The organism is Bradyrhizobium sp. IC4060 (assembly GCF_020193715.1).
Lineage (GTDB): Bacteria > Pseudomonadota > Alphaproteobacteria > Rhizobiales > Xanthobacteraceae > Bradyrhizobium > Bradyrhizobium yuanmingense.
Map to the genome: position 1 here is coordinate 532171 of NZ_JADYVJ010000002.1, position 25783 is coordinate 557953.

General features: G+C 65.0%; 17 protein-coding genes. 10 read left to right on the top strand and 7 right to left on the bottom strand.

Features of this window, described 5'->3' with window-relative positions; translation table 11 throughout:
• Positions 1-3: 3 nt before the first annotated feature.
• Positions 4-2271: a cation:proton antiporter gene (locus I6F16_RS09335; protein WP_225112130.1), complete on the top strand. Its 2268-nt coding sequence runs from the start codon at positions 4-6 to the stop codon at positions 2269-2271.
• On the opposite strand, the gene I6F16_RS09340 is transcribed toward I6F16_RS09335, so the two are convergent.
• The 6 genes from I6F16_RS09340 to I6F16_RS09365 form a co-directional block, all read right to left on the bottom strand.
• Positions 2268-5420 carry a multidrug efflux RND transporter permease subunit gene (locus I6F16_RS09340; protein ID WP_225112131.1) on the bottom strand — a complete coding sequence of 1051 codons (3153 nt, stop codon included), beginning with the start codon at positions 5418-5420 and terminating at the stop codon, positions 2268-2270. The genes I6F16_RS09335 and I6F16_RS09340 overlap by 4 nt on opposite strands.
• Positions 5421-5432: 12 nt before the next feature.
• Complete coding sequence (locus I6F16_RS09345) at positions 5433-6629, bottom strand: efflux RND transporter periplasmic adaptor subunit (protein WP_225112132.1); 1197 nt, start codon at positions 6627-6629, stop codon at positions 5433-5435.
• A gap of 172 nt (positions 6630-6801) precedes the next feature.
• A complete protein-coding gene (locus tag I6F16_RS09350; protein WP_225112133.1) occupies positions 6802-7782 on the bottom strand; it encodes an NAD-dependent epimerase/dehydratase family protein in 981 nt (326 codons plus the stop codon).
• A gap of 66 nt (positions 7783-7848) precedes the next feature.
• The gene (locus I6F16_RS09355; RefSeq protein ID WP_225112134.1) at positions 7849-8919 is read right to left on the bottom strand and encodes a hypothetical protein; all 1071 of its coding nucleotides are present in this window, start codon (positions 8917-8919) and stop codon (positions 7849-7851) included.
• 82 nt (positions 8920-9001) lie between these two features.
• Positions 9002-10492, bottom strand: a complete 1491-nt coding sequence (locus I6F16_RS09360; RefSeq protein ID WP_225112135.1) for an NAD(P)/FAD-dependent oxidoreductase — start codon at positions 10490-10492, stop codon at positions 9002-9004.
• Between the two features lie 100 nt (positions 10493-10592).
• Positions 10593-11042, bottom strand: a complete 450-nt coding sequence (locus tag I6F16_RS09365) for a cupin domain-containing protein (RefSeq protein ID WP_036027225.1) — start codon at positions 11040-11042, stop codon at positions 10593-10595.
• A 188-nt stretch (positions 11043-11230) separates the two neighbouring features.
• Here I6F16_RS09365 and I6F16_RS09370 point away from each other — a divergent pair, with 188 nt between their 5' ends.
• Entirely contained in the window at positions 11231-12256 is a 1026-nt protein-coding gene (locus I6F16_RS09370; protein WP_225112136.1) for an AraC family transcriptional regulator, read from the top strand.
• Between the two features lie 29 nt (positions 12257-12285).
• Here I6F16_RS09370 and I6F16_RS09375 read toward each other — a convergent pair whose 3' ends face one another.
• Positions 12286-12918, bottom strand: a complete 633-nt coding sequence (locus I6F16_RS09375) for a cupin domain-containing protein (protein WP_057026064.1) — start codon at positions 12916-12918, stop codon at positions 12286-12288.
• 219 nt (positions 12919-13137) lie between these two features.
• Between I6F16_RS09375 and I6F16_RS09380 the strand changes: the two genes are divergently transcribed.
• The 8 genes from I6F16_RS09380 (at position 13138) to I6F16_RS09415 (ending at position 25469) form a co-directional block, all read left to right on the top strand.
• On the top strand, positions 13138-14829 hold the full coding sequence (locus I6F16_RS09380) for a peptide ABC transporter substrate-binding protein (RefSeq protein WP_225112137.1): 1692 nt from the start codon (positions 13138-13140) through the stop codon (positions 14827-14829).
• Between the two features lie 27 nt (positions 14830-14856).
• Positions 14857-15807, top strand: coding sequence for an ABC transporter permease (locus I6F16_RS09385; protein ID WP_225112138.1), 951 nt, complete (start codon positions 14857-14859; stop codon positions 15805-15807).
• A 4-nt stretch (positions 15808-15811) separates the two neighbouring features.
• A complete protein-coding gene (locus I6F16_RS09390; RefSeq protein WP_225112139.1) occupies positions 15812-16687 on the top strand; it encodes an ABC transporter permease in 876 nt (291 codons plus the stop codon).
• A 52-nt stretch (positions 16688-16739) separates the two neighbouring features.
• On the top strand, positions 16740-18068 hold the full coding sequence (locus I6F16_RS09395) for an FAD-binding oxidoreductase (protein ID WP_225112140.1): 1329 nt from the start codon (positions 16740-16742) through the stop codon (positions 18066-18068).
• Positions 18069-18075: 7 nt separating this feature from the next.
• Positions 18076-19002, top strand: a complete 927-nt coding sequence (locus I6F16_RS09400) for a glyoxylate/hydroxypyruvate reductase A (RefSeq protein ID WP_225112141.1) — start codon at positions 18076-18078, stop codon at positions 19000-19002.
• 9 nt (positions 19003-19011) lie between these two features.
• A complete protein-coding gene (locus I6F16_RS09405; protein ID WP_225112142.1) occupies positions 19012-20880 on the top strand; it encodes an ABC transporter ATP-binding protein in 1869 nt (622 codons plus the stop codon).
• A 441-nt stretch (positions 20881-21321) separates the two neighbouring features.
• Positions 21322-21837, top strand: coding sequence for a hypothetical protein (locus I6F16_RS09410; protein ID WP_225151373.1), 516 nt, complete (start codon positions 21322-21324; stop codon positions 21835-21837).
• A 302-nt stretch (positions 21838-22139) separates the two neighbouring features.
• Positions 22140-25469, top strand: a complete 3330-nt coding sequence (locus I6F16_RS09415) for an adenylate/guanylate cyclase domain-containing protein (RefSeq protein WP_225112144.1) — start codon at positions 22140-22142, stop codon at positions 25467-25469.
• Positions 25470-25783 lie beyond the last annotated feature (314 nt).

Consider the following 25783-nt stretch of genomic DNA (forward strand, 5'->3'; position numbering starts at 1 on the left):
TGCATGCTGTGGACCTTGCTCCGGCCGGTCGGCCTCGTCCCCGCGGCGCTCATCCTCACCACCATTGCGGCCGGCGCCGAAGCGGGCAAATCGGCCGGCCCGTCCGAATTCCTGCTGGTGGCGCAGATCGTCCTGCTGATCGCGGTGGGTCGCGGCCTCGGCGAGATCATGATGCGCGTCGGCCAACCCTCAGTGATCGGCGAGCTGCTCGCCGGCATCATCCTGGGGCCGTCATTGCTCGGCTGGATTTGGCCCGAGGCGCAAGCCGCGATCTTTCCCAACACGCCCGAGCAGAAGGCGATGATCGCCGGCATCGCCCAGTTCGGCATCCTGCTGCTTTTGCTGCTGACCGGCATGGAAACCGACCTCAAGCTGGTCCGGAAGGTGGGCAGGGCCGCGATCGCGATCTCGATCGCTGGCATCGTCGTGCCGTTCGCCTGCGGCTTCGCACTCGGCGAGTTCCTGCCGGATGCGCTGCTGCCCAATCCGCAGGAGCGCCTGGTGGCGTCGCTGTTCATGGGCACGGCGCTGTCGATCTCCTCGGTGAAGATCGTCGCGGTCGTCGTGCGTGAGATGAACTTCATGCGCCGCAACGTCGGGCAGATCATCGTCGCGACCGCCGTGATCGACGACACCATCGGCTGGATCATCATCGCCGTCATTTTCAGCCTCGCTTCGCAAGGCTCGCTCGACATCGCTTCCGTGACCAAGTCGGTGCTGGGAACGCTCGCCTTCCTCGCGGTCAGCTTCACCATCGGCCGCCGCCTGGTGTTCCAGCTGATCCGCTGGGCTAACGACAATCTCGTCAGCGCGGCCGCGGTCATCTCCGTGATCCTGCTGCTGATGAGCGTCATGGCGATGATCACGCATCTGATCGGCGTCCACACCGTATTAGGTGCCTTCGTCGCCGGCATCCTGGTCGGGGAATCGCCGATCCTGACGCGGCAGATCGACGAGCGCCTGCGCGGGCTGATCTCAAGCTTCTTCATGCCGGTGTTCTTCGGTCTCGCCGGGCTCAGCGCCGATCTCACGGTGCTGCGCGATCCCAACCTCCTGATGCTCACCGGCCTGCTCGTCGTGATCGCCAGCGTCGGCAAGTTCGGTGGCGCGTTCGTCGGCGGCACCGTGGGCGGGTTGAACGGGAGGGAGTCGCTGGCCCTCGCCAGCGGCATGAACGCGCGCGGCTCGACCGAGGTCATCATCGCGACCATTGGCCTGTCGATCGGCGTGCTCAGCCAGAACCTGTTCACGATGATCGTGACGATGGCGATCGTGACCACCATGGCGATGCCGCCGATGCTGCGCGCGGCGCTGGCCAGGCTGCCGATGAGCGCGGAGGAGAAGGAGCGGTTGGAGCGCGAGGAGTTCGAGAGGCGCGGCTTCGTCGCCAATCTCGAACGTCCCTTGCTCGCCGTGGACGAGAGCGTCAACGCCACCTTCGCCGCGCATGTCGCCGGACTGATCGCCGGCATGCGCGGCCTGCCGATCACGGTGCTGCATATCGGCAAGCGCGCCGAGGAACAAGAGAAGGGGCGCGGCGAGGAAGTGAGCCACGAAGCCGTGGTGAAGAAGGCGGCCGAAACCGTCTCCGCCAACAGCGACAACGATGCCGGCAGCGTCGATGTCATCAGCCGCACCAGGCGCGCGGAGCTTGGCGAGACCATTGCCGACGAGGCGCGCAAAGGCTCCGATCTCCTGGTCGTCGGCATCGCCAAGGTCGCCGCCACCAAGGACCGTTTCGATCGCAAGGTCGAGGATATTGCCGCGAAGTTCGAAGGACCGCTTGCGATCGTGGCCGCCAAGGGCAAGCACCTGAAACAGCCGATGCCCGAGGCGCTCAACATCCTCGTTCCCGTGTCCGGCAGCGCCGTCTCCAAGCGCGGTGCCGAGGTCGCCGTGGCGCTGGCGCAGGCCGGCTCAGGTTCTCTTCGGGTGGTCTATGTAGCGACGACGCGCGACAAGGGTGCGCAGCGCGGTAGCTCGCGCGGGTTGAGCCAGGAGACAGGCATCCTCAAGGACACCAGCGATCTCGCCGCCCGCTACGACGTCGACATCACCACGACCCTGCGCGTGAACCGCGCGCCGGAGGCGGCGATTCTGCGCGAGATCGACACCACCGACGTCGACCTCGTCGTCATGGGCGTTGACCGGATCCAGGCCGACCATCTCTCCTTCGGCGGCGTCGCCGATGCAGTGCTGCGACAGTCGAAGGTCTCGGTGCTCCTGGTCTCGAGCGGCGAGGCGCGGCAGGCGCCGGCGGAGCAGGGTTAGGGCTTCACCTCCGCCACCGCCTGCGGCTTCTTCTTCGACGACCGCCAGTTCTCGAAACGCTGCACCACGACGAAGAAGGCCGGCACGAACAGCACCGCAAGGCAGGTCGAGGCCAGCATGCCCGAGAATACCGTGATGCCGATCGACTTGCGCGCGCTGGCGCCGGCGCCGGTGGCGAGCACCAGCGGGACGACGCCGAGGATGAAGGCGAACGAGGTCATCAGGATCGGCCGGAAGCGGGCGCGCGCGGCCTCGATCGCGGATTCGATGATCGGCTTGCCGTCGCGGCCGTGCAGCTCGAGCCCCACCTCGACGATCAGGATGGCGTTCTTGGCCGACAGCGCGATCAGGAGGATCAGGCCGATCTGGCAATAGAGGTTGTTGTCGATCTTGAGGGCGGAGAGGATCAGCATCGGCCCGAGCAGCGACAGCGGCACGGCGAGAATCACCGAGATCGGCGCGTACCAGCTCTCGTACTGGCCGGCGAGCACGAGATAGACCAGCAGCATGGCGAGGCCGAACACCCAGTAGATCTGGTTCGAGACCGCCTTCTCCTGATACGACATCGCGGTCCATTCATAGCCGGTGCCGGGCGGCAACGTCTTGTCCGCGATTTCCTCCATCAGCTTCAGCGATTGGCCCGACGAATAGCCCTGCGCCGGCAGGCCGATCACGGTCGAGGACGGATAGAGATTGTAGAGGCTGATCAGCGACGGGCCGGTGGCCGGCGTGATCTTTGCGACGGTGCCGATCGGGATCATGTCGCCATTCGAGTTGCGCACCTGCATGTTGGCGATGTCGCGCTCGGTGACGCGGAAGGCGGGATCGGCTTGCGTATAGACCTGGAACACGCGGCCGAACTTGTTGAACTGGTTGACATAGGAAGAGCCGAGATAGGTCGACAGCGCCGAGAACACCTGATCCGTGGTGACATGAAGCGTCTGAGTCTTGACGCGGTCGATCTCGACGTTGAATTGCGGCACCGAGGAGCGGAACGAGGACTGCACGCGCTGCAGCGCGCTCTGGCTTTGAGCGTTGGTGACCATCGCGCCGGTGATAGCCTGCAGCTTGGCGAAATCGCTGTTGCCGTCGCGCAGCTCGACCTGCATCGAGAAGCCGGCGGCGTTGCCGATGCCCTGGATCGGCGGCGGCGGCAACACGATGGTGCGCGCCTCCATGATATCAGCGAGCTTGTCGTTCAGGCCAAAGACCAGCGAGCGCAGATCCTCACCGAGCCCTTTACGCGCGTCCCAATCCTTCAGGATGATGTAGGCGACACCGGCATTGGCGAGGCTGGCGCTGTTGTCGAGCGCGGAGATGCCGGCGATGGTGATGACCTGCGCCACGCCGGGCGTGTCCTTGATCAGCCCGCTCGCTTTGTCGAGCACGGCCTGCGTCCGCTCCAGCGCGGCGCCGTCGGGCAGCTGCACCGCGGCGATCAGATAGCCCTGGTCCTCGATCGGCAGGAAGCCGGTCGGCACCCGCGACAGGCCGTAGCCGCTGGCGGCGATGATCAGCAGTGCGAACGCGACCGAGATGGTGGCGTGCTTCACGAGGAACGTGATCAGCCGCGTGTAGCCGCGCTCGACGCGGTTGTAGATCGCATTGAAGCCCCGATAGAAGAAATTGCGCTGCTCCGGCGGCACGGCCGGCCGCAGCCACAGCGCGCATTGCGTCGGCTTCAAGGTCGCGGCGTTGATGGCGGAGAGCAGGGCGGTCGCGGCGATCACCAGCGCGAATTGCGAGTAGATGCGCCCGGTCAGTCCGGCGAGGAACGAAGCGGGCAGGAACACCGAGATCAGCACCAGCGTGATGCCGACGATCGGCGCGAACAGCTGGTCCATCGCGCGGATCGCGGCGTCGTGGCCGTTCATGCCCTGTTCGATGTTGTGGGCGGCGCCTTCGACCACGACGATGGCGTCGTCGACCACGATGCCGATCGCGAGCACGATCGCAAACAGCGTCGACATGTTGATGGTGAAGCCGAGCGCCGCCATCGCGGCGAAGGCGCCGATGATGGTGACAGGCACGGTCGTCGCCGGCACCAGCATCGCGCGCCAGTCCTGCAGGAAGATGAGGATCACGACCAGCACCAGCAGGCCGGCCTCGATCAGGGTCATATAGACCTCGTGCACCGAGGCCTCGACGAACTTGGTGGTGTCGAACGGCGTGTCGTACTTGATGCCTTCGGGGAAGCGCTTGGCGAGCTCCGCCATCTTCTTCTCGACGGCCTGCTCGACCTGCAGCGCGTTGGCGCCCGGCGACTGGAACACGCCGATGCCGACCGCGGGCTGCTTGTTGAGCGAGAAGATCTGGCTGTAGGTCTGCGCGCCGAGTTCGACCCAGCCGACGTCGCGCACCCGCGTGACGTCGCCGCTCGTGCCCGTCTTGACGATGATGTTCTCGAACTGGCCGGAATCGTCGAGCCGTCCGTTGACGTTCAGCGTGTACTGGAACGCTTGTCCCGGCGGCGTCGGCGGCGCGCCGACCTGACCGGCGGCGACCTGCTGGCTCTGCTGCTGGATTGCCTGGATCACGTCCTGCGGCACCAGGCCACGCACCTGCAGCTTGTTGGGATCGAGCCAGATCCGCATCGAGTATTGCCCGGCGCCGAATACGGTGACGTTGCCGACGCCGGGCAGGCGCGAGAGCTCGTCGCGGATGTTGATGCTGGCGTAGTTGCTCAAGTAGAGGCTGTCGTACCTCGCATCCGGCGAGGTGAGCGTCACGAACAACAGGATCGAGGTCGACCGCTTCTGCACGGTGACTCCCTGGTTCTGCACGGCTTGCGGCAATTGCGACAATGCGCTGGAGACGCGGTTCTGCACCAGCACCTGCGCGAAGTTGAGGTCGGTGCCGATCTTGAAGGTCACGGTCAGCGTGTAGGTGCCGTCGGAGCCGCTGTAGGACTGCATGTAGAGCATGTCCTCGACGCCGTTGACCTGCTGTTCGATCGGCAGCGCCACGGTATCGATCACGGTTTTGGCGCTGGCGCCGGGATAGCGCGTGGTGACCTGCACGGTCGGCGGCACCACGTCGGGGTATTGCGCGATGGCGAGATTGAACAGCGCGACGCCGCCGATCAGGATCATCAACAGCGCGATGACGTTCGAGAGGACCGGCCGCTCGATGAAGAACTTTGAGATCATGGCTGGCAGCCCCTACTTGCTCGAGGCCTGCGTCTGCTCGATCTTCGTCACCTGCGGGTCGATCTTCTGGCCCGGGATGACGCGCAAGAGCCCCGCGGTCACGACGCGATCCTCTGGCTTCAGGCCGCTCTCGATCACGCGCAGGCCGTTGTCGACCGGGCCGATCTGTACCTTGCGCTGCTCGACGACGTTGTCGCTGTTGACGACGAGGAGATAGCGGCCGCCCTGGTCGCTGCCGAGCGCGGTGTCGGGAACGAGCAGGGCGCTCTTCTCCTGGTCGAAGGGCACGCGGACCCGGACGAAATAGCCAGGCAGCAGCACCCGCTTGTCGTTGGGAACGAGGCCGCGCACGGCCAGCGTGCCGGTCGACTGGTTGAGGGTCGGCGAGACGTAGTCGAGCTTGCCCTCATGAGGGTAGCCGGTATCGGTCTGCAGCCCCACTTGAATCGGGAAGTGCTTCATGTCCGCGGGCGTCAGTCCGCGACGGGTCGCCTCGGCGCGGATGCGCAGCACGTCCTGCTCGTTGACGGTGAAGTTCACATAGATCGGGTCCATCGCCACGATGGTGGCGAGCTGGGTCGGCGAGGAGACGCCGACGAGCTCGCCGATCGAGACCATGTGCGCGCTGACGATGCCGTCGAACGGTGCCGTGACCTTGGTGTAGCCGTAATTGACCTCGGCGAGCTTGGTGTTGGCCTGGGCCTGCTGCAGATTGGCCTGGGCGTTGTCGCGCGCGGAGGTGGAATTATCGAGCGTGGCTTGCGAGACGGCCTGGCGCTGCACCAGCTCGGCCTGTCGCTTGTAGTCGGCCTCCGCCTGCCGGAGCGAAGCCTGCGCGCCGACTTCGGCCGCCTGCGCCTGCTCGAGCTTGAGCTTGTAGGTCTCAGGCTCGATCGTGAACAGCTGGGTGCCCTGCTTCACGAATGTGCCGTCCTGATAGTCGATCGTTTGCAGAAAGCCCTGCACGCGCGCGACGAGATCGACGCTCTTGATCGGTGCCGTGTTGCCGGTGGCCTCGATGTAGCGCGTCACCGGACGCTGCACCGGCGTCGCGACGTCGACCTTGGGCGGCGGCGGCGCCACGAACGTGTTCTTGTCCTCGCAGCCGGCGAGCGCAGCCAATGCCGCGGTTGCGGCGAGTGCCCGACCGATATGTTTCCTCGCTGCTCCATTGCGTCGTGCGGGAGATGCGGGATTGGCGCGCGTCATTCGGTGGTCCCCGATTGCTGTCTGTCGGTGCGGCAGGCTACCAACAAACGGGCAGTCGTGGAACACCATAGCCATGGCGGTCACGGGTCTTGCACCGAAAACGGCAGTGTGGCCTTTGACAGATTTGTCACGACAAGGCGCTTTTCACCGGCGAACGATGGCCCGTCCGCACCTAGGGCTGGCGCGCATGCCACGCCGCGAGCACATCCTTCTCGTCTTCGGCAGTGAGACCGACGACTGGCCCGTTGTTGGCGCGGAGCCAATGAAGCGTATCGCGCGCGGTGTCTCCCGGCGGTCGCGAGGTCAATCCGGCCGCGCGCGCCGGCGAGGTATCGCGCGTCAGGAAGCCGGCGTAGTCCGGCAATGGCAGCCACATCGGTAAGGACCGCGGGCCCGCCCAACGCCTGACGTCATGCGCTTCCAGAAAGGCGCGATCGATCCAGGTGAAGGTGCAGGACGCGTTCAGCGCGGATGCGCATTCGCTCAGGAATCCGCCGCGCGTGCGGATCGGCCCAATCCCGTCATAGATGCCGACGAGACCGCTCTCTGCCGCATGCACGATCCATTGCGCGAGATCGCGCACGTCGATGAACTGGACCGCATCCTCCGGCGATCCCGGCGCCAGCACCTCGCCGCCGCGCGCAAGCCGCGCCGGCCAATAGGCGAACCGTCCGGTCGGGTCCTCGGGGCCTGCGATCAGTCCGGCGCGGCAGATGAAGGCATCATCGCCGACCGCCTGTTCGCAGGCCACCTTGGCGGCGCCGTAGATCGCGTCGGTGCTGTGCTCGACATCTGCCCCAATGGGCTCGCGCAGCGGCGCCGTGTCGGCCCGTTGGCCCGGCACGCGGTTGTCCGCATAGACACTGACGGTGGACACGAAGGTCCAATGCACGCCCGGCCGCTTCAGCGCGGCGACCGCACGGCGGACCTGGCCGGGATGACGCGAGACGTCGACCATGGCGTCGAACGTCTCAACCGTGAGTGGCCCAAGTCCGTCGGCCAGGTCGCGGTCGATCTGAATGAAGCGCGCACCCGTAGCGATCGGCCCCGCGAGTCCGCGCGCGGCGCAGGTCACGTCGTGACCGACCGCGCAAGCATGGCTTGCTATCGCGCGCCCAAGAAACTGGCTGCCGCCGAGGATGAGAATGCGCATGAAACAGTCCAGTGTCGCCGATGAGGCCGCGAGACTACAACCTCCACCGGCGGTTGCAACGATCCCTCAGCGCGGCTTGATCTCGGCGTATTTCGCTATCGCTTTCTCGAACTTCCGGTTGAACAGCCACATCGCGGCGAAGATCTCGCGGTAGCTCGCCGAGGTCTTTGCCCGGTCGGCCTGTCCGAAGGCAAAAATGCTGTTGTTGCGCAGGTACCTCATGATTCTGGGGCTCGACACCCGATAGTTCAGGAGATCGCCCGATTTGAGCGCGGACCGCGTCGGGGTAGGAACGATCTGGATCAGCTGGAACAGCTTCATCTGGTCGATCGGGTCGGGCAGCGTCTTGACGATTCCCGGAATCTCGCGGAACAGATCGGCGTGCGCGTTCATCAACCCGTTGCGGACGTTGGTCCAATGGTTGAAGCGCTGGTCGGTGCCACGGGCGCGCGCCTCTTCCCTGTCGTTGCGCGCGCTCAGGTGCGGATCGATCGCAGCGACGTCGGCCTTGATCTTCTCCCATTTCCGACGGCCGTTGCGGTCCTCGGAGGGGCCGGTCTGGAAGCTGCCCATATAGGTGTTGGAGCGCGCATTGCGGACATTCTGCTTGCCGTTGGTCTCGGCAAAGAAGAGCCCGAGGCTGATGCGCCCCGCCGTCTCGGCATGTTCAGGCGCGAGCCCCTTGGCGCGCGCGATCGCAACCGCGAGGTCGACGACGTCCTTGAACGGCGTCGGCGAGCTCTGCGCGCCGGCAGGCGGCGCCTCCATGATGTCGAACAGCCTGCCGTATTCCTCGACCAGCGGCTCGATGTCGGCGTCGAAATAGGCCGGGGGAATCTCGAACTTGTTGGGCCGGCCGATCCGCGACGGCGTGACGTCGGTCAAGTCCTTGTAGCTGCTGATGACGGCGACGCGTGCGAGATACAGCGCCTGCCCCGGCAGGTTCGGCAGCGGCTGCTTCGCCTCGATCTGGCGCCGCCGCTCGGCGAGCACGGATTTGAAGTCGCCGAGCGCGCGCTCGTAAGTGGCGAGCGCCGCCGATTGCTGCGGCGACGGTGCCTTCTGCGCATCGACCGGCGCCGCCACGAAGAAGGCAACGGCCGCAAGCGCCGCGGCGGCAAGTCGTCTCGATCCCATGACCGATCCTGTGGCTGGTTCCCGTCGATTCGATGGCCAGCGAGATCGTAGACTCCGGAGGCGAGCTGCCGCAATTCTCCTCTCACGCCGCCCGATAGTCCGGCGCCGTCGCGAGGAATTTGCCGTAAGCATCCGCATCCGGAGGTTGGAAGCGTCCTTTGAGCCCGCCGGTCTTCTGGTTCTTCGCGCCGATATCGGCCATCAGCTCGTCGAAATGGCGGTAGTGATAGGGTGCGACGCACAGCCCGCCATAGACGCCCGCGGCCGGCCGCTCGACGCGCTTGAAGTGCAGCATCATCTCGATGTTGTCGCGCATCGCCTGTGCCGTCGGCTGGTTCGCGAGCTGGCCGTCGGCATAACGCACCAGCCAGTTCGCCGCGAGGTCGGCGCAGAGCACGGTGCAGAACGAGGAGTTGAAGCCGACGAAGCCGAGCTCGGGCAGATCCGGATTGGCGATCAGGCGATAGAGCCGGTACTGCCCGTCGGCATCGACCAGTTTCTGCCGGTAGGCCTCGGGCAGGAACGGCACGCCGAGCTTGTAGCCGATCGCGAGCACGGCGACGTCGGCGCCCACGCGCTCGCCACCACTCATCACGATGCTGTCGCCCTCATAATGGTCGAACGTGCCGAACACGGCCTTGATGCGGCCGTCGGCGACCATCGGGTAGAAGCCCGGCGTTGCGATGGGCACCGAGCAGTTGACGCCGTCCTCGATGCGCTCCTTCGGCACCATGTTGCAGCGGCCGAGCTTGAGCTGCGCCTTCAACAGGCTCTCCAGCCCGCGCCAATTGGCCCAGACCAGCGGCGCGGCGAGGCGGTGCGCGAGCCGTCCCATCGTGCTGATGCCCCAACCCGGAAACATCTCCTCCTGCGCGCGGATGTAGAGGATGCGCTTGAAGTTCACGAGACCGCCGATGAAATAGGGAATGCGCCAGACCGGCTCACGCATCACGATGGTGACCTCGCGCGCGCCTGACTTCACCGCATTCACGGCGATGTCAGTTGCGGACTTCGAGCCGCCGAGCACGACGACGCGGCGTTCCTTCGCCAGGGTCGGATCGCCGTATTTCGACGAGTGCAGGATCTGGCCGCCCTGCGCCAGAAAGGCGTCCTCGCCGGGGCAATGCAGCTCGCGTGGCTCGTTGAATTGCCCGGTGCAGACCGCGACGAAATCGAAATCCTCGCTCGTGGTCGTGCCGTTCCTGTCCTTCAAGGCAAGCGTCCATCCCGACCTGCCGTCGCCACGGCGCGCCATGCCGGCGACTTCGGTGTTGAGCCGCAGCATGCGCTCGAGGCCAAAACTCTTGGCATAATCGGCGAGGTAGGCGTGGACCTGCGGCCCGGTCGGCCATTCCGGATAGGCATCCGGCATGGCGCGGTCGGTGTAGCGGTAGAGCTCCTTCGGGCTCTGGGTCTGCACCTCGGGGTAGGAGCGCGCCGGCTCCCAGACGCCGCCGAGATCTGAGCTGCGCTCGACGATCGTGACGCGGTGGCCTCGGGTGGAGAATGCTTTCGCGGCGGCAAGGCCGGAGACGCCGGCGCCGACCACGCAGACATGTTTTGGGCTGACCATGGGTTTGCTCGATGTGTTTGGCGCGCAAGCGGCCGCGTTCGGCCACAAGGCGCGGCCGGCCGGGGCTGCAAGCAGATGCAAGCGGAGGAAGCGGCGACGGCTAGTCGTTGGCCTCGGGCGGCAGGAAGTCGACCTCATGCAGCGCCGAGATGCGCACGACCTCGGCCGGGTCGGTCAGATTGTGCAGCTGGTTGAACAGCGCCTCCAGCTTCTGCATCGGTGAGACCCAGAACAGCGCGCGGCACGGCTTGTCGGACTTGTTGAAATAGCCGTGCGGGATGCCGCGTGGCATGCGCACGAGGTCGCCGGCATTGGCCTTGACCCATTGACCGTCGAGCTTGAGATCGAGCGTGCCTTCCTGCACCAGGATGAACTCGTCCTGGGTCGGATGGATATGCACCGGCACGAACTGGCCGGGATCGCTGTTGGTCTCGAACGCGAAAGTGGAGTCGGTGACGGCCTTGGGGAAATAGACCTGGCCAAGGATGTTCCAGCTCTTGCCGCCGTAGCCTTTCCCGTTCGCGGTGATGCCTTTTTCGAGTGCAGTCATGGCTTGCTCCTCATGGATTCCGGCGGGGACGGAGCATCGTCCGAGGACGGACCGCCTGTCTATCCGCTAAACGAATCCGGATGAACCTATTGCCATGCAGCACGACGAATTTGCGAGCTCCGGCCCTTTTCGCCCCCGCGGAACTATTATAGGCTTAAAGGAATTCCGGGCGCGAAGCATGGTCGACGATGTCCGCAGCCGAGCTGGAAATGAGCGCAACAGCCTCTGCAGCCGAACGGCTTGCGGCCTTCGCCCGCGTCACCACTGATGACGTCGACGAGGCGGCCGAGCAGATCGGGCGCATCTTCTGCCCGCATGATCTCAAGCCGACACAGGCGCGCGCGGCCGGCTTCTCGGCCCGGCACAATTGCGCGGCGTTCGAGGGTTTCTCCATCAACTACGTCGCCTATGGCGGAGCGGTCAGCATCGATCCGGGCTGCCTCGAGCGCTTCTTCCTGGTGCAGGTCCCGCTTGCTGGCAGCGCCCGCATTCGTGCCGGTCGCCGTGAGCTCGATGCGGCCCCGGACCGGATCGCGTCGCTGCTGTCGCCGACAATTCCGACCCGGATGATGTGGAGCGATTGTGCGCAGGCGATCCTGCTGCTCGATCGCCGCATGGTCGAGCAGCGCGCCGCGGCCTTGTCGGGCAGGGCGACCGGGGTGGTCGAGTTCGATCCGGTGATCGAGCTGGATGCGCCGTCCGGGCGGGCCCTGCAGACGAGGCTCGCCGAGCTGATGACACTCGCCGAGCGTCTCGGACCATCAGGCCGGCTGTCGCCGGCCGCAATGGCCGATTGGCGCGAAGCGCTGCTCGATCATCTGCTCAACCGGCAGCGGCATGGCCTGTCGGATGCGATTCAGACGTTTTCGGGGCAGGCCGAGCGTTTGCCGCGCGCCTTGCGCGCCGCGCGCGATCACCTTGCCGATCATGCCGGCGAGCCGCTCGACCTCGCGCAGCTCGCCTGCGCCTCCGGCATCGGCATCCGCGCGCTGCAGCTCGGCTTCCGCCGTCACTTCGGCGTGTCGATCTCGCAGATGCTGCTCGACATGCGCCTCGCCGGCCTCAATGCGCGCCTCGCGCAAGCCGCACCCGATGTTTCCATCACTGAGATGGCCTTCGATCTCGGCTTCACCCATCTCGGCCGCATGGCCGGCGCCTACCGCGAGAAATTCGGCGAGACGCCGTCAGCCACGCTGCGGCGAAGGATGAGCTAGATCCGTCTCGCCAGACCTTGATGCCGGACTCAACCCGCCGGCGAGTCGGTCTGGCGCAGCGTCGTCACCCAGATCACGCGCGCCACCTGCTGGGTCGGGTTGTCGAACATGTGCGGCACGATGCTCGGAAAACGAAAGCTGTCGCCGGCTTCCAGCACATGGGCCTGGTTGTCGAGCCACAGCCGCAGGCTGCCCGAGAGAATGTAGCCCGCCTTCTCGCCGGTGTGCTGCAGGAAGTCGGTGCCGGAGGAGGCGCCGGGGTTGAGCGTGAGCTCGTAGAGCTCGAGCTGGCCTTTGCCTTCCGGCGTCAGCGCTTCCTTGACGACGCCGCTGGCGGTGAGCCGCAGCAGCCGCCTGGCGTTCTTGCGCACGGTGTAGCGCGGCGCTTCGGCAGGATCGCTGCTCTCGAAGAAATAGGAGATGGGAACGTCGAGCGCGATTGAGAGCAGGCGCAGCGTGCGGATCGACGGCATCGCGCGCGCACGTTCGAGCTGGCTGATCATGCCGGTCGACAGGCCGGTCTTGTTGGCGACGTCCTGGATCGAGAGGCCGGCGCGCTGACGCAGCAGCCGCACTGTTTCACCCAGGCGCTGGTCGACCGCATCTTCGGCCTCGGTCGTCGGAGCGTCCTTCAGACTGTTCGTGTCGCCGCGACCATCCATGTCGCTCTCCCATGCATCATCTCAGCGTCGGGGATCGAGCCCCGCGCCTTCAGTCAGAGTGAAAAGCTGGCGCATTCTAGCAATGCGATTGACAGCTGTATTTAGTCGTGATGAACTTTTTGGAGAAAAATTTAGAAGCACTAAAGCCCACTCCTGTCCCTTTGCCGGGGTCTCGGGGGCGCGGGAGACGGTGCCGCGTGCGGAAACGGAGAGTGGGTCATGGCGGACGACACCGGCAAGTTCGGCGTTGCGGCAGGGCATCTCGGCATTCCGAATCGCCGTCAATTCTTCCAGCTTGGCGCGGGCGCAGCCGCAGGCTGGACGCTTTCAGGGAACGCCTTCGCACAGACCGAACGTCCTACCAATCCCCCGGACAAGCCGCGCGGCCAGGTGATCGCGGCGCTGTCGCAGGAGCCGACCGTCTTTCATCCCTTGATGCCGGGCATCGAGGTCGATCAGGGCATCTGGTGGCAGGTGTTCTCGCCGCTCTGGTACATCGAGCCCGACGGGAAATTCGTTCCCGACCTCGCCCGCGAAGTCCCGACCATCGAGAATGGCGGCCTCTCGGCCGACGGCCTGACGTGGAAGATCAAGCTGCGCAGCGACGTGAAATGGCACGACGGCACGCCGTTCACGGCGGAGGATGTCAAATTCTCCATCGAGCTGATCAACAATCCCGCATTCCGTGCGCGCAGCCGGGTCGGCCATAGCCTCGTCAAGGACATCACCGTCGTGGCGTCCGACGAGATCCACTGGCGAATGGAAGCGCCCTATTCGCCCTATATGTCGATCCTGGCGTCGTTCACCTTCATCGTGCCCAAGCACATCCTGGAGAAGGTGTCCGATCCGAATGCCTCACCGTTCCACAATGCGCCTGTCGGGACCGGCCCGTTTCGCTGGGGCGAGCGCGTGCCCGGCGACCATATCCAGCTGAACGCCCACACCGGCTATCATGGCAAGGGGCCGTACCTCGAACGCGTGGTCTTCAAATACATCCCTGATCTCACCGTGCTCTACACCCAGTTCCGCACCGGTCAGGTCGACTACACCGGCCTGCAAGGCATCCTGCCGAACTTCGTGCAGGAGGCAAAGACGCTGAAGGGCCGCAAGATCTTCGTCTCTTCGACCTCCTCGGTAGAGCATATCGCGCCGAACCTGGATTTTGGCCCTTTCACTGATCGTGCCGTGCGCGAGGCGCTCTATCTCGGCATCAACAAGCAGGCGATCATCGACGCGCTCTATTACGGTCTGCCGACGCAGACCGAGAGCTTCGTGCCGCAGCAGGCCTGGTCGTTCCAGCAGGGTCTGCCGCAGCACAAATACGATCCTGCCAAGGCCAACGCGCTGCTCGACGCCGCGGGCTGGGTTCGCGGCTCCGGCGGCATTCGCGAGAAGGGCGGCGTCAAGCTCGAATTCACCAACTCGACGACGGCGGGCAGTGCCGTGCGCGAACAGTGCCAGCAGCTCCTGATCCAGGACTGGCGGGCCATTGGCGCGGCGATGCGCGTCAGCAACATGCCGGCGGCCGTGATCTGGGGCGACTTCTGGCAGCAATCGAAGTTCAATTCAGTGATCGTCGGCGTGAACTTCATGCTGGGCAGCGACCCCGACGTGACGCCGCGCTTCGGCTCCGGCGCCATTCCCGCCAAGGGCGGCCGCGGCTTCAACACTTATCAATATCAAAGCGCGCAGGCCGACCGGCTGTTGTCTGAAGGCGCCAAGCAATTCGACCTGGCGCAACGCAAGGCCACCTATGGCGAGCTGCAAAAGCTGATCCGCAACGACCTCGCCATCCTGCCGCTGTTCCAGGGCTTCATCGCCGAGGGCATCAAGGAGGGGCTGCAAGGCTTCCGTCCCAACATCAACATGTCGATCAACAGCTGGAACATGCGCGAATGGTATTGGGCCTGATGTCTCGGGCTGGTTGGATCGCCTGAGATGGCCCGCTACGTCGTCAATCGCCTGGCGCAGGCGATCATGCTGCTCGTGATCGTCTCGGGGATCGGCTTCGCCATCCTGCATCTGGCGCCCGGCGGGCCGCTGTCGCAGTTTGCCGCCTCAAGCCAGATGACGCAGGAGGATCTCGACCGCGTCACCAGGCAGCTCGGCCTCGATCGTCCGCTGCCGGTCCAATATCTCGACTGGTTCGGCCGCATGGTGCGGGGTGATTGGGGCAAGTCGTATCGCGACGGCGAGGCGGTGCTGTCGGTGATCTCCTCGCATCTCGGCGCCACGCTGGAGCTGATGGCGACGGCGACCATCATCGCGGTGCTGCTCGGCTGCTGGATCGGCATCCTTGGCGCGCTACGCCGCTACTCGCTGTTCGATACGCTCGCCACCGTCGGTGCCATGATCGCGCTGTCGATCCCGACCTTCTGGTTCGGCCTCGTCACCATCTACGTCTTCTCGGTCAAGCTCGGCTGGCTGCCGGCGGGCAACCGGCATACCATTGGCGACGGCTCCTTCCTCGACCTGCTGCATCATCTGATCGCGCCGGCCATGGTGCTGGCGCTGGTCGAGACCGCGATGTGGGGCCGTTTCATGCGCTCCTCGATGCTCGAGGTCATCAACCAGGACTACATCCGCACTGCACGCGCCAAGGGCATGCCGGAATGGCGCATTCTCACGGTGCACGCGCTTCGCAACGCGCTGCTGCCGATGATCACGGTCGCCGGCCTGCAGTTTCCGACGCTGCTGGGCGGTGCGCTGGTGGCGGAGACCGTGTTCACCTGGCCGGGCATGGGCCGCCTGTTCCTGGATTCGATTGGTTACCGCGACTATCCCGTGGTGATGGGCATCCTGATGTTCTCGGCGACGATGGTGCTGATCGGCTCGCTGCTGGCAGACATCCTCTATGCCGTCGTCGATCCGCGCATCCGGGTGGGCTGAAGCGATGGCGACCGCAGCCCTCTCCACCGTTCAGCTCGCGCCCGGCCAGGCCGCGTGGCGGCGCTTTCGCCGGCATCGGTTGGCGCTCGCGGGCGCCTTGATCATCCTCGTGCTCGTGCTCGGTTCGACGTTCGGCCCCTACCTGCTGCCGTTCGACGACACCTACATCGACATCATGAAGCGGTTCGCGCCGCCGCTCTCCGGCGCGCATATTCTCGGCACCGACGAGCTCGGCCGCGACGTGCTGGCACGGTTGATGATGGGCGGGCGGGTCTCGCTCTCGATCGGCATCGTCGCGATGGTGATCGCGATGGCGGTCGGCATTGTCGTCGGCGCCTTTGCCGGGTTCTATGGCGGCGCGGTCGGCGCGGTGTTGATGCGGCTCGTCGACGCCGTGCTGTGCTTTCCGACCATCTTCCTGCTGCTGGCCCTCGCAGCGCTGACCGAGCCCGGTCTCGTCACCACCACCATATTGATCGCCGCCACGGCCTGGATGGCGGTCGCGCGCGTCGTCGAAGCCCAGGTGCGCTCGTTGCGCGAGCGTGAGTTTGCGGTCGCCGCGCTCGCGTTCGGCTCCTCGAACCTGCGCATCATGTTCCGCGAGCTCGTGCCCAACGCGATCGCGCCGATCGTGGTTGCCGCGACGCTCAACGTCGCCAAGGCGATCCTGCTCGAATCCTATGTCAGCTATCTCGGCTACGGCATCCAGCCGCCGGCGGCGAGCTGGGGCAACATGCTCAACAATGCGCAGATCTATCTCACCAGCGCGCCCTGGCTCGCGATCGCGCCGGGCGTCGCCATCACGCTCGCGGTGACCAGCTTCAACTTTCTCGGTGACGGCCTGCGCGATGCGCTCGATCCGCGAATGAACATCCCGTGACGCGCAAGACCTCTGACGCGCAAGAGCTCGAACTGAACTCCAGGAGTGCCCCATGTCCCCGCCGCTCAACCGCATCAACAGCGACGAACGCCTGCCGGCGCAGGTAGATGTCGTCGTCATCGGCGGCGGCGTCATCGGCGTCTCGGCCGCCTATCATCTGGCGAAGAAGGGGCACTCCGTCGCGCTGGTCGAGAAGGGCCATGTCGGCGGCGAGCAGTCGAGCCGCAATTGGGGCTGGTGCCGCCAGCAAGGCCGCGCACGCGAGGAGATCCCGCTCGCGCGCGAGGCGCTGCTTCTGTGGGAGGACATGCAGAACGATGCCGGCGTCGATGCCGGCTTCCGGCGAACCGGGGTGTTGTTCCTGACCAAGAGCAAGGACGAACTCGCCAGCTGGGAGCGCTGGGCCGCGGTCGCGCGCGAGATGCAGGTTCACTCCACCGTGCTGACGCCGGCCGAGGTCGCCGAGCGCATGCCCGGCAACGCCGACACATGGGTCGGCGGCCTGCACACGCCGAGCGATGGCCGCGCCGAGCCGTCGATGGCCGTCCCTGCGCTCGCCACCGCCGCACGCAAGCACGGCGTCACCATCCACCAGGGCTGCGCCGCGCGCGGGCTGGAGACGATGGGCGGGAGGGTCAGCGCCGTCGTCACCGAGAAGGGCACCATCCGCACGCAATCCGTGCTGCTGGCGGGCGGCGCGTGGTCATCGCTGTTCTGCCGCCGCCACGGCATCGAGCTGCCGATCGGCCTCGTCAACGCCACCGCGTGCCGGACCACGCCGGGACCGGAGATCACCTCCGGCGCGCTCGGCACCGATTTCTACTGCATCCGCCGCCGCCTCGACGGCGGCTTCACGCTGGCGCTGCGCAACCGCGGCACGGTCGAGCTGTCGCCGGACCTGTTCCGTTACGCGCGCACGTTCTGGCCGACCTATCAGCATCGCAAGAACGGATTGAAGCTCTCGTTCGGCAAGTCGTTCTTCGATCAGCTCATGCGCGGCACCAGCTGGAGTTTCGACAAGCTATCGCCGTTCGAGGCCGAGCGCGTGCGCGATCCGGCGCCCGACATGTCGCTGGTCAACTCGGCGCTGGCGGCGCTGATCAAGTCGAATCCGGAATTGAAGGACATCGAGATCGCCGAAGCCTGGGGCGGCACCATCGACTGCACGCCCGATACGATTCCGGTGATCTCACCGGTCGACGCGCTGCCGGGCTTTTTCCTCGCGACTGGCTTCTCCGGCCACGGTTTCGGCATCGGTCCCGCCGCCGGCAAGCTCGCCGCCGACCTCGTGACGGGCGCGACGCCGCTTGTCGATCCCGCCGCTTACAGCCACAAGCGCATGATCGACGGCCGTCGTCTCGCGCCGGTCAGCCCGTTCTGAGGCGGGCATGACGGTTCTCTACAAGGCCAACATGGTGCGCGGCGCCGAGTGGGCGCGCTTCTTCGCGGAGCGCGCGCCTGATGTGCCGTTCCGGCTCTGGCCCGACATCGGCGATCCCGCCGCGGTGCGTTATCTCGTGGCCTGGGTGCCGCCGGATGACATCACGACGACCTTTCCCAATCTCGAGCTGGTCTTCTCGGTGGGCGCGGGCGTCGATCAGTTCGACACCACGACAGTCCCGGCGCACATCCCGCTGGTCCGCATGCTGGAGCCCGGCATTGCCGAGACCATGGTCGAATACGTCACCATGGCCGTGCTTGCCCTGCATCGCGATCTCCTCGATTTCATCAGCCAGCAGAGGCAGCAGGTCTGGCGCGAGATCCGGATCACGCCGGCCAGGCGCCGGCACGTCGGCGTGATGGGGCTCGGCCAGCTCGGCCAGGCCGTGCTGGAACGGCTCAAGACGTTCGGCTTTCCGCTTCTTGGGTGGAATCGTTCGCCGCGCGAGATCGAAGGCGTCACCTGCTATGCGGGGGCCGATGCCTTGCCAGAATTTCTGGCGCAGGCCGACATTCTCGTCTGCCTGCTGCCGCTGACGGATCAAACGCGCGGCATTCTCAATGCCGAGCTGTTCGCGCGCCTGCCGCGCGGGGCAGGGCTCGTCAATGTCGGACGCGGCCCGCATCTCGTCGAGGCCGATCTCCTCGCAGCCCTCGACAGCGGCGCGCTATCAGGTGCGGTGCTCGACGTCACCGATCCCGAGCCGCTGCCGGCAGGCCACCCGTTCTGGAGCCATCCGCGCATCCTGCTGACGCCGCACAACGCCAGCATGACCACGCCCGATACGGCCGTCGATTTCGTGCTCGACGTGATCGCGCGGCATCGTCGGGGCGAGGAGCTGCCGGGTCTGGTCGATCGCAGGCGGGGCTATTAGGGCAATCGCATGAGCATCGGCACAAAAAGATCTGATCAGGCCGTTGCCGAAGCACAGGCAGCGGTACTCTCCGTCTCCAGCCTCACCACCTCCTTCATGCTCGAGCGGCAATGGATTCCCGTCGTTCGCAAGGTCTCGTTCGACATCGCAGCCCGCGAAACCGTCGCGATCGTCGGCGAGTCCGGTTCGGGCAAGAGCGTCACCGCGCTGTCGATCATGCGGCTCATTCCGAGCGAGATCGGCCGGGTCGAGGGGCGCGTCATGCTGGCGGGGCGCGATCTGCTCGCGCTGCCCGAGGCTGATATGAAGGATATCCGCGGCAATGACGTCGCCATGATCTTCCAGGAGCCGATGACGAGCCTCAATCCGGTGCTCACCATCGGCTTCCAGATCGCGGAGGCGCTGATCCAGCATCGCGGCCTGTCGCGCGCGGCGGCAGAGGCGGAGACCGTCCGCCTGCTCGATCGCGTCCGCATCCCTGCGGCGGCGTCGCGCTTCCACGAGCACCCGCATCGCTTCTCCGGCGGCATGCGCCAGCGCGTGATGATCGCGATGGCGCTGGCCTGCAAGCCGAAGCTTCTGATCGCGGACGAGCCGACCACCGCGCTCGACGTCACCATCCAGGCCCAGATCCTGGAACTGCTCAAAGAACTTCAGCAGGAGGAGGGCATGTCGATCCTCTTCATCACCCACGACATGGGCGTGGTCGCCGAGATCGCGGACCGCACCGTGGTGATGTATGGCGGGCAGGCGGTGGAGACGGACGCCACCGCGCGCATTTTTGCCGCGCCCGCGCATCCCTATACGCGCGCGCTGCTCGCGGCCGTGCCGCGGCTCGGCTCGATGGACGGGCGGATGCGGCCGATGCGGTTTCCGATCGTCGACAAGGTGACGGGCACGTCGGACGAGCCGGCCGAGACGCCCGATACGGTCTCGCCCGCCGAGCGGCCTCTGCTGGAAGTCTCAAACCTCACGACGCGCTTTCCGATCCGCTCGGGCCTGTTCGGCAAGGTCTCGGGCCGCGTCCATGCGGTCGAGAACGTCTCCTTCACCTTGCGCGCCGGCGAGACACTGGCGCTGGTCGGCGAATCCGGCTGCGGCAAGTCGACCACCGGACGCTCCATCCTGAAGCTGACGCAGCCGGACAGCGGTACGGTCCTGATCGATGGCCAGGATGTGCTGGCCATGAACGGCCGGGCTTTGCGCGATGTCCGCAAGCACATGCAGATCGTGTTTCAGGATCCGTTCGCGAGCCTCAATCCGCGCATGTCGGTGGGAACGGCGATCGCTGCGCCTTTGCTTGCCAACGGACTGGCAACGGCGTCGCAGGTGCGCGACAAGGTCGCCGACCTGCTCGTCCGCGTCGGCCTCTCCGCTGACATGGCCGCGCGCTTCCCGCATGAATTCTCCGGCGGCCAGCGCCAGCGCATCTGCATCGCGCGCGCGCTCGCACTCGGCCCGAAACTGATCGTCGCGGACGAAGCAGTCTCCGCGCTCGACGTCTCGGTCAAGGCGCAGGTCGTCAACCTGATGCTCGACCTCCAGGCCAGCATGGGCCTTGCCTATCTCTTCATTTCCCACGACATCGCCGTGGTCGAGCGCATGAGCCACCGCGTCGCCGTGATGTATCTCGGCGAGATCGTCGAGATCGGCCCGCGCGCGTCGGTGTTCGGCAATCCGCAGCATCCCTACACCAGGAAGCTGATGGCCGCCGTGCCGGTGCCCGATCCGTCGCGCCGCGGCACGCAGCGACCAGCCTCCAACGACGAGATCAGAAGCCCGGTCCGCGCGCCGGACTACCAGCCGCCGGTGCGGCACTATCGCGAAGTGTCGCCCGGCCACGTCGTGCAGGTCTGGGGCGAGGAGTGGTCGGGCTGAGGCTGCGAGCTTCACGAAACCATGCGCGTATCTTTGATTTCGCCAGACGCGGGCAGCGTGCTGACCAACCGCGCGTTGCAGATCCAGCATGTTCGCCGTCCGTTATCGCGAAATGAGATGCGTCCTTCGGAAATTGTGACCGAATAGAGCGACAGGGAGGACCGTGTGTGAACCGCTTCATACGCGCTCGCTCTCTTTCTGAATTACCACTCTCGCAACGAAAATTGCCGCACCCGGATCATTTGAAACACGGGTGAGATGCAATGCCTGCGCAGCCACATGCTCGCAGCTTTGGATTGGTTCCGTCTCGCTCACGAGCAAAGCCAGTCCCATCACTCAGCAAAGATTCTTCAGAAATTGGAATGAAAGGGCATCGCGCAACTCACGCAGCTTCTGTTCGGGGTCGGCCGGTAGGCTGCTACTTACTCAGAAGGAGCTCCTATGACGATAAGCAGCGCAATTTTCAGCGCCTTTTCTGCAACAAGGCGCGTCGGCAATCTTCGGATCGCCCGTTCAAGTCTGATCAAATCGGCTCATCTTTTTGAAAGAATCGGGCTGGCCGCCGTTGGTGCATCTGGCGGCCTCTATGTTGGGGCGGCCCTGTTACGTCAGAAAGCCGGACTATTCGAAAGCGGCTGGATCGTCCTGATAACAATGCTCTACGGAGCTGTCGGCTATTACGTCGGAATTGATATGGCTGGCCATGGCGCACAGAGGTCGACATCGAGCATCTCGGAAGAATGGAACGGTTCCGAGCCGGTCGAGATTATGAGTGCGGCTGGCACGTTCGGTGCGGCAATCGCTGCGACTCTGTCCGTCAGCATTCTTGTCCTTGATCAAAATCTGCCTAACGGCCTGATCGGCTTTGTTGCCGGCTGCTGGGTAATCGGTTCTTCGCTCCAGGTTGCGGCGGGCACGATGGCTCGCAGCTATGAAGCGCCTATCGGCGAGCAATGAAGGAGCTGCGGTCGCGGAAAATGTCCGTTCGGCACAAGCCGCAGTGTTGGTTCGGTTCCGGTTCGAAACGAGCGCGACGACTCATCGCAACCTCCGCCGTCCAATGCTGCGTGCCGACGATGTTTGGTAGCAAAGCCGTTCGCATCGAGCAGCGTCACCACTTGAAAGTGATATCGGCAATGAGAAACCTAAGTTGTCGCGCAACAAACAAGACGTGCCATCATGGTGGTGTTGGTATATTGTCCCCGCGCGCCGTGGTCCAAAACTTCTGCTAACCGCTAACCACACGATCGGTGGAGCCAATGCAGATTGCGGAGTGGCTCGAGAAGCTGGGGCTTGCGCAATACGCGGAGCGCTTTGCCCAAAATGGGATCGACATAGGCGTCCTTCCCGAACTGATGGATGAGGACTTCGATAAGCTCGGAGTCCTGCTCGGCCATCGCCGCAAGATGCTGCGTGCTATCGCTGACCTCGATCCGGCCGCGTTGATCGCATCTCCCGCTCCTCCTCAGGACGCCGAGCGGCGTCATCTCACGGTCATGTTTTGCGATCTGGTCGGCTCGACTGCGCTCTCGGCGCGTCTCGATCCCGAGGATATGTGGGAGGTGATCCGGGCCTATCGCGCTGCCTGCGCGAGCGTGATTGCTGCTTATGATGGCAGGATAGCTAGATTCGTCGGCGATGGAATACTCGTCTATTTCGGCTATCCGCGCGCCCACGAAGATGATGCCGAGCGCGCGGTGCGCGCCGGCCTCGACATGATCTCCGCGATACGCCAGCTCAAGACAGGGACCGACGAACGAGCTGAACTGCGGATCGCAATTGCGACCGGACTTGTGGTGGTCGGCGACCTCATCAGCGGAGATGCGTCGGAGGAGCACGCAACTATCGGCGACACACCAAACCTCGCCGCCCGGCTCCAGAGCCTGGCGGAGCCGGGGGTCGTCGTCGTTGCTTCATCCACGCGCCGGCTGCTTGGCGATCTGTTCTCCCTGCGCAATCTCGGCCGTCGGGAGGTCAAGGGAATGGCAGACCCCATCGCGGTCTGGGCGGTGGAAGGCGCGACCGCATCCGAGAGTCGCTTCGAGGCAGTCCGTGCCGCGCGCTCGATCGGCTTTGTCGGCCGCAAGAACGAGATCGAGTTCATCCTCTCGCGCCAGCGGGAGGCATGGCAGGGGCGGGGCCAGTTCGTATTGATTTCCGGCGAAGCGGGCATCGGCAAGTCGCGTATTGTAGCAACGCTGTCGGAAAGCCCCTCGTTGGGGTCGCACCGTCGCGTGCGATATCAGTGTTCGCCTTACCACATCAATAGTGCGCTTCATCCCTTCGTCGCGCAGCTCGAGCGCGCCGCCGGAATTCGCTCGCACGACACGGCGGATCAAAAACTCGACAAGCTCGAGGCAATGCTGGCGATAGGAACCCAGCAGGTCGCCCGGGCAACACCGCTCATTGCCGCTCTGCTTTCGATTCCCACCGGCGACCATTGCCCGCCCCTCGGCTTGAGCCCGGCGCAGCAGCGGCGGCAGACTTTTGCCGCCCTTCTCGATCAGCTTGAGGGACTGGCGCGAGGCCAGCCGCTGCTGATCATCTGCGAGGATATGCATTGGGCCGATGCCACGACACTTGAACTGTTCGATCTCGCGGTCGATCGGATCAGGGGACTGCCGATACTCGTGCTCTTGACGTCGCGGCCGGAGTTCGAGCCCTCCTGGTCGGGCCTTGCCAACGTCAGTCTGTTGCGGCTCGACCGGCTCGATCGGCAGGACACGCGCGCGCTCGTCGAGCAGATTGTCGTCGGTCGCCAGCTGCCACGCGAGATGATGGAGCAGATCATCGACAAGACGGATGGCATTCCGCTATTCGTCGAGGAATTGACCAAGATGGTGCTGGAGTCCGGGCTGCTCGTTGAGGATGCCGGGCGCTACCGCTTGAATAGTCCGCTGCCGCCGCTTGCTATCCCTGCGACGCTGCAGGATTCGCTGATGGCGCGGCTCGATCGGCTCGCCCCGGTCAAGGAGGTGGCTCAGATAGGCGCCGCCATTGGCCGCGACTTCTCGTACGCGCTGCTGAAAACCGTGGCGGCACGCGACGATCTGACGCTGAGCGCTGCGCTGGGACAACTTGAAGAGGCCGAACTGCTGCTGCGTCGTGGGACGCCGCCCGAAGCAAATTACAGTTTCAAGCATGCCCTTGTTCAAGAAGCGGCCTACGAGAGCCTGCTCAAGAGCAAACGGCAGGTGCTTCACACAAGGATTGGCGATGTCCTGCGCGACAAGTTTCCAATCGTCGCCGAGACCGAGCCGGAAGTTCTCGCGCACCACTTCACCGAGGCGGGGCTGAGCGAGATCGCCCTCGAATGGTGGCGCAAGGCGGGCCAGCAGGCGTTGAAACGCTCGGCCTATTCCGAGGCGATCGCGCATCTCGGCAAGGCCATCGCGATCGCCGATCAATTGCCTGGCGAGCCCCACCGGATGATGAGCAGGCTGCATCTTCAAATCGCATATGGCCGTGCCTTGCGGGGCAGCCTCGGCCACAGTGCTCCGGAAACGGTCGCCGCATGGACGCGCGCGCGACAATTCGCAGCCGGTATCGATGATCCCGTTGAACTTGCGCCGGTCCATTCCGGCCTCTTCAATGCCTGCCTGACCCATGGCGAACTTGCTCCGATGCGGGAGCTGGCGGATGCCATCAGGAGCGCCGCTGAGCGACGGCCGGACTCGCCCGTGGCCGCCGTCGTGGCCCATTCGACTGGGGGCGTGACCTGCTGGTTCGCCGGCGAGTATTTGAACGCGCGTACGCATCTTGAGCGGGCGCTGGCGATCTATCGGGCCGAACCGGATCCCGCGACCTTCAGGGCTTCGGCGCTGGATCTCCCGTTCGTGATCATGCGATTTCTCGCTTTGGTGCTCTGGCCGCTTGGCGACATCGCTCGTGCGCGCAAGCTCGCCGCGGAAGCGGTGGGTACTCCGGGAGAAAAACGGGCGCTGTCCCAGGCCAATGCGTTGGTTCATCGCGCGGTGTTCGACGGAGTATGCGGGGGCATGTTGCAGCAGACAGAGACGATCCTGGCGCTCGGTCTCGCGCGCGACCACACGATGCCGCTGTACGTGGCCGCCGGCACCTACCTGAACGGCCTCGCCAAGTGGCGTGCGGGAGACCGAATGACCGGACTGGCGGACATGCGTCACGGCTGGACCTTCCTGCACGAGAACGATTGCTACCTCTGCGAACCGTTCTGGGGGATGCATGTCGCCCTGGCGATTGCAGATTTAGGCGACGTCGAGACCGGGCTGGAAATCCTGGACGAATTGATCGCCGGGACGGGACAATCCGGCCAGCATTGGCTTGATGCCGAGCTGCATCGTGTCCGCGGTAAACTCTTATCGCGCCATAATCCTTCGGACGAATCCAGTGCCGAAGACGCCCTCAAGCGGGCGCTGGACATCGCACAACATCAGCAGACCAAGACCTTTGAGCTGCGCAGCGCTCTTGAACTTGCACGCCTGTACAAGACAAATGGCCGAGCGCGTACGCTATCCGAAGTGCTTGCGCCCGTGGTCGCTCAATTCGAGGCGGAGCATGGTCTTCCCGAATTCGCGGAAGCGAAAGAGCTGCTTAGGAATGGGCGTTAGCCGCGCCGCCATTCGATCAGTACAAGCGCCGCGCCGACTTCAAGCCAGAATAGGTCGGCATCTTGTTCTCGATTCCCGAGCCGTAGTTCTCCGGTTTTGACACGTCTTAACCTGCTGTGGTGAAAGCTAGATATGCTTCTCGTGGTTGCGAGGGGGAGTCTGCTGCGGCGGCGAATCCTGATTTCGGCAAGCAGCTGTTGTCGGATTGCTCATTGTCTCAAGGCGCAGGCTTCATGCCAACACCTGGGCCATGCGGTGATAGGCTTGCCTTCGCAAGGGCAGGCGGAGCGACCAAAGCCCATTTGGAGATCCAG

Bases quoted from the DNA above. Each gene is read 5' to 3' on its own strand.
- I6F16_RS09335 (WP_225112130.1), top strand. From the start codon at position 4: ATGCTGTGGACCTTGCTCCGGCCGGTCGGCCTCGTCCCCGCGGCGCTC.
- I6F16_RS09340 (WP_225112131.1), bottom strand. From the start codon at position 5,420: ATGATCTCAAAGTTCTTCATCGAGCGGCCGGTCCTCTCGAACGTCATC.
- I6F16_RS09345 (WP_225112132.1), bottom strand. From the start codon at position 6,629: ATGACGCGCGCCAATCCCGCATCTCCCGCACGACGCAATGGAGCAGCG.
- I6F16_RS09350 (WP_225112133.1), bottom strand. From the start codon at position 7,782: ATGCGCATTCTCATCCTCGGCGGCAGCCAGTTTCTTGGGCGCGCGATA.
- I6F16_RS09355 (WP_225112134.1), bottom strand. From the start codon at position 8,919: ATGGGATCGAGACGACTTGCCGCCGCGGCGCTTGCGGCCGTTGCCTTC.
- I6F16_RS09360 (WP_225112135.1), bottom strand. From the start codon at position 10,492: ATGGTCAGCCCAAAACATGTCTGCGTGGTCGGCGCCGGCGTCTCCGGC.
- I6F16_RS09365 (WP_036027225.1), bottom strand. From the start codon at position 11,042: ATGACTGCACTCGAAAAAGGCATCACCGCGAACGGGAAAGGCTACGGC.
- I6F16_RS09370 (WP_225112136.1), top strand. From the start codon at position 11,231: ATGTCCGCAGCCGAGCTGGAAATGAGCGCAACAGCCTCTGCAGCCGAA.
- I6F16_RS09375 (WP_057026064.1), bottom strand. From the start codon at position 12,918: ATGGATGGTCGCGGCGACACGAACAGTCTGAAGGACGCTCCGACGACC.
- I6F16_RS09380 (WP_225112137.1), top strand. From the start codon at position 13,138: ATGGCGGACGACACCGGCAAGTTCGGCGTTGCGGCAGGGCATCTCGGC.
- I6F16_RS09385 (WP_225112138.1), top strand. From the start codon at position 14,857: ATGGCCCGCTACGTCGTCAATCGCCTGGCGCAGGCGATCATGCTGCTC.
- I6F16_RS09390 (WP_225112139.1), top strand. From the start codon at position 15,812: ATGGCGACCGCAGCCCTCTCCACCGTTCAGCTCGCGCCCGGCCAGGCC.
- I6F16_RS09395 (WP_225112140.1), top strand. From the start codon at position 16,740: ATGTCCCCGCCGCTCAACCGCATCAACAGCGACGAACGCCTGCCGGCG.
- I6F16_RS09400 (WP_225112141.1), top strand. From the start codon at position 18,076: ATGACGGTTCTCTACAAGGCCAACATGGTGCGCGGCGCCGAGTGGGCG.
- I6F16_RS09405 (WP_225112142.1), top strand. From the start codon at position 19,012: ATGAGCATCGGCACAAAAAGATCTGATCAGGCCGTTGCCGAAGCACAG.
- I6F16_RS09410 (WP_225151373.1), top strand. From the start codon at position 21,322: ATGACGATAAGCAGCGCAATTTTCAGCGCCTTTTCTGCAACAAGGCGC.
- I6F16_RS09415 (WP_225112144.1), top strand. From the start codon at position 22,140: ATGCAGATTGCGGAGTGGCTCGAGAAGCTGGGGCTTGCGCAATACGCG.